Source organism: Streptomyces sp. NPDC044921 (assembly GCF_056432865.1).
The window spans coordinates 110,094-116,503 of record NZ_JBWKIF010000028.1 but is presented as its reverse complement, the minus strand read 5'-3'; the positions used below and the strand labels follow the sequence as shown (position 1 = coordinate 116,503).

At 73.9% G+C, this 6,410-nt stretch carries 5 protein-coding genes; 2 read left to right on the top strand and 3 right to left on the bottom strand.

What is annotated here, in order from left to right; translation table 11 throughout:
* Nucleotides 1-198 precede the first annotated feature (198 nt).
* Nucleotides 199-1,695 carry an MFS transporter gene (locus tag AC07DA_RS32670; protein WP_479131853.1) on the bottom strand — a complete coding sequence of 499 codons (1,497 nt, stop codon included), beginning with the start codon at nucleotides 1,693-1,695 and terminating at the stop codon, nucleotides 199-201.
* Between the two features lie 234 nt (nucleotides 1,696-1,929).
* On the opposite strand from AC07DA_RS32670, the gene AC07DA_RS32665 reads away from it, so the two are divergent.
* The gene (locus AC07DA_RS32665; RefSeq protein WP_479131851.1) at nucleotides 1,930-3,444 is read left to right on the top strand and encodes an MFS transporter; all 1,515 of its coding nucleotides are present in this window, start codon (nucleotides 1,930-1,932) and stop codon (nucleotides 3,442-3,444) included.
* A gap of 4 nt (nucleotides 3,445-3,448) precedes the next feature.
* Here the strand turns inward: AC07DA_RS32665 and AC07DA_RS32660 are convergent, their stop codons facing one another.
* Nucleotides 3,449-4,177, bottom strand: coding sequence for a hypothetical protein (locus tag AC07DA_RS32660; protein WP_479131850.1), 729 nt, complete (start codon nucleotides 4,175-4,177; stop codon nucleotides 3,449-3,451).
* A gap of 255 nt (nucleotides 4,178-4,432) precedes the next feature.
* Here AC07DA_RS32660 and AC07DA_RS32655 point away from each other — a divergent pair, with 255 nt between their 5' ends.
* Complete coding sequence (locus tag AC07DA_RS32655; RefSeq protein WP_479131849.1) at nucleotides 4,433-5,407, top strand: pirin family protein; 975 nt, start codon at nucleotides 4,433-4,435, stop codon at nucleotides 5,405-5,407.
* Nucleotides 5,408-5,443: 36 nt separating this feature from the next.
* Here AC07DA_RS32655 and AC07DA_RS32650 read toward each other — a convergent pair whose 3' ends face one another.
* A complete protein-coding gene (locus AC07DA_RS32650; protein WP_479131848.1) occupies nucleotides 5,444-6,343 on the bottom strand; it encodes an NAD(P)-dependent oxidoreductase in 900 nt (299 codons plus the stop codon).
* Between the last annotated feature and the right edge of the window lie 67 nt (nucleotides 6,344-6,410).

Genomic DNA, 6,410 nt, shown 5'->3' with positions numbered 1-6,410 from the left:
GTCCGGGAGTAACGGCTCGATCCGCGCCCACTGCGCGTCAGTCAACGGCACAACCGGAACAACGACCGACTGATCCAAACGAAACTGCCTAGCCGTACCGTGCGGTCGGCCCGCCCCGGGAAGCGCGGGGCGGGCCGTGGCCGGGGCGGGCGCCGGGGCACCGCCCGGGCGCCGTCCCGCCGGTGCGTGCCGGGCCGGTCAGAACCTGGGGCGCGGGGTCCGCGCGTCGACGAGCTCCGCGGCCTCCGCCTCCGTCTCCACGGACGGTGGGGAGCCGGCCAGGGGCTTGTTGGCGGTCTCCCGCATGCACAGGACGGCGATCACACCGACGGCCGCCGCCCCGGTGGCGTAGTACGCCGGCATCAGGGTGGAGTCGAAGGCGCTGATCAGCGCGGTGATCACCAGGGGCGTCGTGCCGCCGAACACCGAGGTCGCCAGGTTGTAGGCCACCGACAGGGAGCCGTAGCGCACGTGCGTCGGGAAGATCGCCGGGAGCGCCGCCGACATGGTGCCGAGCATCGCCACCAGCGACAGCCCCATCAGCAGCAGGCCCAGGGCGATGAGGACGACACCGCCCTGCCGGATCAGCAGGAAGGACGGCAGCGACAGGAAGAGGAAGCCCAGCATCCCCGTCATCAGCAGCGGCTTGCGCCCGAAGCGGTCCGACAGGCGGCCGACTTGGTTGATGACGCACATCTGCAGCACCATCACCAGGAGCAGGATCAGCAGCCCGTGGTTGGTCTCGTAGCCCAGCTCGTCGGACAGGTACGTCGGCATGTACGACAGCAGCATGTAGTCGGTGATGTTGTACGCCGCGACCAGCGCGAGGCACAGCAGCAGCGGTCGCCAGTACCGGGTGAAGATCTTGCCGAGGTCGGCGGCGGCCGAGGTCTCCACGGCCTCGGCCGCCTCACCTCCCTTGGCCCGGCCGCCCTCCAGCCTCTGGAAGGCGGGCGTCTCGTCCAGCTTCAGCCGCAGGTAGAGCCCGATGAGTCCGAGCGGCGCGGCGACCAGGAAGGGGACCCGCCAGCCCCAGGCGAGCATCTGCTCGTCGCTGAGGAGGGCCTGCAGCACGACGACGAGACCGGAGGCCCCGACGTAGCCGGCGAGCGTGCCCAGCTCCAGGAAGCTGCCGAAGAAACCGCGCCGCTTGTCCGGCGCGTACTCCGCGATGAAGGTCGAGGCGCCGCCGTACTCCCCGCCGGTCGAGAAGCCCTGCACCAGCCGGAAGAAGATCAGCAGGGCCGGGGCCCACAGGCCGATGACGGCGTGCGAGGGGACCAGGCCGATGGCGAACGTGCCCACGGCCATCATGATCATCGTGAGGGAGAGGATACGCTTGCGGCCGAGCTTGTCGCCGAGCGGCCCGAAGACCATGCCGCCGAGCGGGCGCACCAGGAACGCCACCGCGAACGTCGCGAAGGAGCTCAGCAGCTGCGCGGTGTCGTTCCCGGACGGGAAGAAGACGCGCCCGATGGTCGAGGCCAGATAGCTGTAGATGCCGAAGTCGTACCACTCCATCGCGTTGCCGAGGGCGGCGGCCTTGGTGGCGCGCTTGACCGCCGCCTCGTCGGTCACCGTGATGTCGCTGCGGCGCAGCTTCGGGTGGCGTCGCTTCTCGATCGCCCGGAACAGCACCCGGTGCCGTCTCACCGCCGCGGGATCCAGCGATGTGTCGTTGTCGGGCGCCGCCATCAGTCGTTCCTTTCGCCGGGGTGGTCTTGTCCCAAGCAGAACGCCTGCACAGATCTCACGCGCTCAAACGACCCCCTTCGCGCGGCGTCCAGTTGATCACCGACCGTGAGGAAGGGCGTCCGCGGGTGGCCGTCCCGCTCGCCCGCGGTCGCGCCCGGACGTCCGGTCGTGTGTGCTGGTGCCCTGGTGGGGAACCTGGTTCGCCCGGGTCGGCCCCTGGCGGAAGGAGCTCATGTGACGGCATCGGCGCCGGGTGGCGGGAGCCAGGGCGCACCGGCAGGTGACCACGAACCAGAGCCGCGCCGCTGGCGGGCCCTGTGGGTGACCCTGGTGGCCGGCTTCATGAGCCTGCTGGACGTGTCGATCGTGGCGGTGGCCCTGCCCACCATCCAGCGGGAACTGCACGCCTCCGCCGCGCAGGTGCAGTGGGTGGTGTCCGGATACGCCCTGAGCTTCGGGCTGGCCCTGGTCACCGCCGGGCGCCTCGGCGACGCCCTGGACCGGCGCCGTATCTTCCTGCTCGCGCTCAGCGGCTTCGTGCTGTTCAGCGCGGCCTGCGGAGCGGCGCCCAGCATCGCCCTGCTGGTGGCGGCGCGTCTCGCCCAGGGCCTGGCGGCCGGCTTCATGGCCCCGCAGAACTCCGCGCTCATCCAGCAGATGTTCCGGGGCGCGGAACGCGGGCGCGCCTTCGGCTTCTTCGGCGCCACCGTCGGCATCTCCTCCGCGGTCGGCCCGCTCGCCGGCGGCCTGATCCTCGCGCTGGCCGACGGCCCCCAGGGCTGGCGGTGGATCTTCTACATCAACGTCCCCATCGGCATCCTCGCCGTGCTCCTGGGCCGCCGCCTGCTGCCCCGCACCCGGCGCTCGGGCCGGGAACACGTGGACCTGCCGGGCGTGCTGCTCCTCGGCTGCGGCGTCCTCGCCCTCATGTACCCGCTGGTGCAGGCCGAGGCCGGCGGCCTGACCCGGCTGTGGTGGCTGTTCCTCGCCGGCGCCGCCCTGCTCGTCGTCTTCACCCTGTGGCAACGCCGCCTGCTGGCCCGGGGCACCCAGCCGCTGCTCGACCCGCGCCTGTTCACCACGGTGCGCGGCTACGCCGTCGGCGCCGGTGTCGGCACGCTCTACTTCATCGGCTTCAGCGGCATCTGGCTGGTCTTCGCGCTCTTCTACCAGCACGGGCTCGGCTTCTCGCCGCTGCGGTCCGCCCTCGCCGTGACGCCGTTCGCCGTCGGCTCGGCCTGCGCGGCCGCGGTCTCGGGCCGGCTGGTGGACCGGCTGGGGCGGCTGCTGACCGTGGGCGGCCTCACGGGCGTCATCCTCGGACTCGGCGGCACCGCGCTGCTGCTGCGCTTCGCGCCCCTCGGCGTCGCGCCCTGGCTGGCCGCGCCCGCCCTGTTCCTCGGCGGCCTCGGCGGCGGCTGCGTGATCTCGCCGAACATCACCATGACCCTGCGGGACGTGCCCGTGCACATGGCCGGGGCGGCGGGCGGCGCGCTGCAGACCGGCCAGCGGCTCGGCGCCGCCGTGGGCACCGCCGCCCTGCCCGGCCTGTTCTACCTGGTGCTCAGCCACCGCGAGGACGACTACCGCGGCGCCCTCTTCCTCGCACTGGTCGCCGGCATCGTCGGCATGGCGGCGTCCCTGGCCCTCGCGGCGTTCGACTGGCGACGCGACCGGCGTTCGCGCGAGCCGCACCGCCCCTGCCCGGACGACGTCGCCAACAGTCCGGTGCACTCCCGGCAGAGCTGAGCGGTCACGCGCCCGCGGGTGCCGGGGCGGGGTCCCGTTCGTGCGGCTCCCCGCGCAGGGCGGCCAGGGCGAAGGCCGTCATGGACGCGAGGAGCAGCAGCGCGAGCGGTCCCCAGATCGCCGGGACCGCCCACAGCGGCCAGTCGTTGGCCGACTGCGTCCAGAGCGCCAGGATCGCGGTGCCGCCCAGGCCGACGCCGTGCCACCGCACCACTCTCGCCGCCGCCGCGTGACGCCGGTCGCCGCGCGCGAGGAGCGGCCACAGCCCGCCCACGAGCCCCGCCAGGCCGAACGAGCAACAGGCCAGCGCGCCGCCCAGCCGGTCCGCGGGCCACCCCACGGGCCCGTCCGCCGTCTGCTGCCGCCGGCCCTCGGCGTCCCGGACCTCGACCAGCAGCCCGCGCCAGATCACCCCGACGACCCGTTCTCCCGCCGCCATCTCGGACAGCACGGGCTCGGTCTGCCGGAACGTCACGTGCCGGACCGTGCCGGAGGACGCCGCCAGCACCGCCTCGGGCGACTCGTGCCGCTCCCCGCGGTTCAGCTCCGCGGAGCGCACGGTGAACTCCTGCTGCCACCGGCACTCCGCGGCCCGCACCGCGGGCCGGTCACAGGCGGGCGCGGCCCGGTACGCCCGCTCCCGCTCCAGCGCGCCGCGCACCTGGACGGCGGACGCCGCCCCGACCGCCAGCACCACCACCGCGATCAACGCCCACACGACGGACCGCGCCATCCCGCCCCCCGACGACCCCACCACTCCTCGTCCCTCCTGCCGCCCGGCGCTCAAGGGCCGGTGAACTTCCGACCGGAAGATCGTGCCAACGATCCGCCCCGACGTCGAGCGGGCCGGGGCGGCTCACGGGAGGGTCCGCCGGCCGGTGACCGGCCTGCCGACGACGGGCGACGGCCTCCCGCACCGGGGCGTGACGAGTGAACCGCGTGCCATAGTGGTTGATGTGACAACCAGGGCGGGTGAGGGGTGGTCCCGGTGAGCAACGTGGAAACCGCACCGGAGGCGTTGCGCTGCGCGGCGACCGCGGACCGCGGCGTACCGGCCGGGACACCGGTGGAGGTGCTGTCCGCGCGGGAGGTGCCCCTGGGCGGCCCGCGCGCCCTGCCCGTGCGCCGGACGCTGCCCCAGCGGGCCAGGTCCCTGATCGGCGCCTGGTGCTTCGCCGACCACTACGGCCCGGTCGACGCCACCGCGACGGGCATGGTCGTACCCCCGCATCCGCACACCGGCCTGCAGACCGTGAGCTGGCTCTTCAGCGGGGAGATCGAGCACCGCGACAGCCTGGGCACCCACGCCCTGATCCGGCCCGGCGAGCTCAACCTCATGACCGGCGGACACGGCATCGCCCACTCGGAGGTCTCCACCCCGGCGACGACCGTGCTGCACGGCGTCCAGCTGTGGGTGGCCCTGCCCGACGAACACCGCGACGCCGCCCGGGACTTCCAGCACCACGTGCCCGAGCCGGTACGCGTCGACGGCGCCGGCGTCAGCGTCTTCCTGGGCTCACTGGCCGGCAGCTCCTCGCCGGTGCGCACCTTCACGCCCCTGCTCGGCGCCGAGATCACCCTGGAACCCGGGGCGGCGCTCACCCTGTCCGTCGACACCGCCTTCGAACACGGCCTGCTCGTCGACACCGGGGACGTCCGCCTCCTCGGCACCCCGCTGAAGCCGGCCGAGCTCGGCTACGTCCCCTGTGGGTCCGGCACCCTGACGATCACCAACGAGTCCGGCGCGCCCGCCCGGGTGATCCTGCTCGGGGGGCCACCCTTCGAGGAGGAGATCGTCATGTGGTGGAACTTCATCGCCCGCTCGCACGAGGAGATCGTGCGGGCGCGCGAGGACTGGGTGCGCGGGACGCGGTTCGGCGTCGTGCGGGGCTACGACGGCGATCCCCTCCCGGCGCCCGCCCTGCCCGGCATGCCGCTGAAACCGCGGGGCAGGGCGCGCTGACCGGGAGACCCGCTTCCCCGGCGGCCGCCGCCGGCCTCACCGGGAGGCCGCTCCGGGTCCCGGGGCCGACGCCGTCCGAGCCTCCAGGGCGCGTACGACCGCCACCATGTCCTCGGTGCCGTGGCCCCGCGCGACGGCCTCCCCGTAGAGGGCGTGGCAGACGTCCAGCAGCGGGGAGGCCAGGTTCGCCGCGCGGGCGGCCTCCGCGATCAGGCGGTTGTTCTTCAGCACGTCCGCAGCGGCCGCCTGCACCGTGAAGTCGCGCTCCAGCAGCTTCTCCGCCTTGACCCGGGAGACGGCGCTGGCCATCGGCCCCGCGTCCAGGACGTCGCGGAGCAGCCGCCGGTCGATCCCGTGCCGGTCCGCGAAGTGGAAGGCCTCGGCGAGCCCGGTGACCAGGGTGATCAGGAACAGGTTCACCGAGAACTTCGTCAGCAGCGCGCCCGGGACCGCCCCGCATCCGAACGCCTCCCGGCACATCGGGGCGAGCAGGGGCCGTACGGCCGCCACGGCGTCCTCGTCACCCGCCAGCATCCCCACCAGCTCGCCCCGTTCGGCGGGGACGCGGGATCCCGACACCGGGGCCTCGACGTAACGCCCGCCCGCGGCGCGGACGTCGTCCTGGAGGCCGCGGGAGAACTCCGCCGACGTCGTGCCCATGTGGACGACGGTGCGACCGGCGACGCGCGCGGCGGGGCCGGGGCCGTCCCGCCCGAGCACCGCGTCGACGGCGGCCTCGTCGGCCAGCATGAGGAACACCGTGCCGCACCGCCGGAAGACCTCGGCCGCGCTCGCGGCGACCTCGGCACCGGCGGCCCGCACCGGTGCGCACCGTTCCGCGGTGCGGTTCCACACCACCAGCCGCGTCCCGGCACGGGCGAGGTTGAGCGCCATGGGCTGCCCCATGACTCCCAGGCCGATGAAACCGACGTCCACGATGCACCGCCTCTTGCGGGGCCGCCCCCGCCGCTTCCGGCTATGACAGCGGTCATAGTAGCCGCGG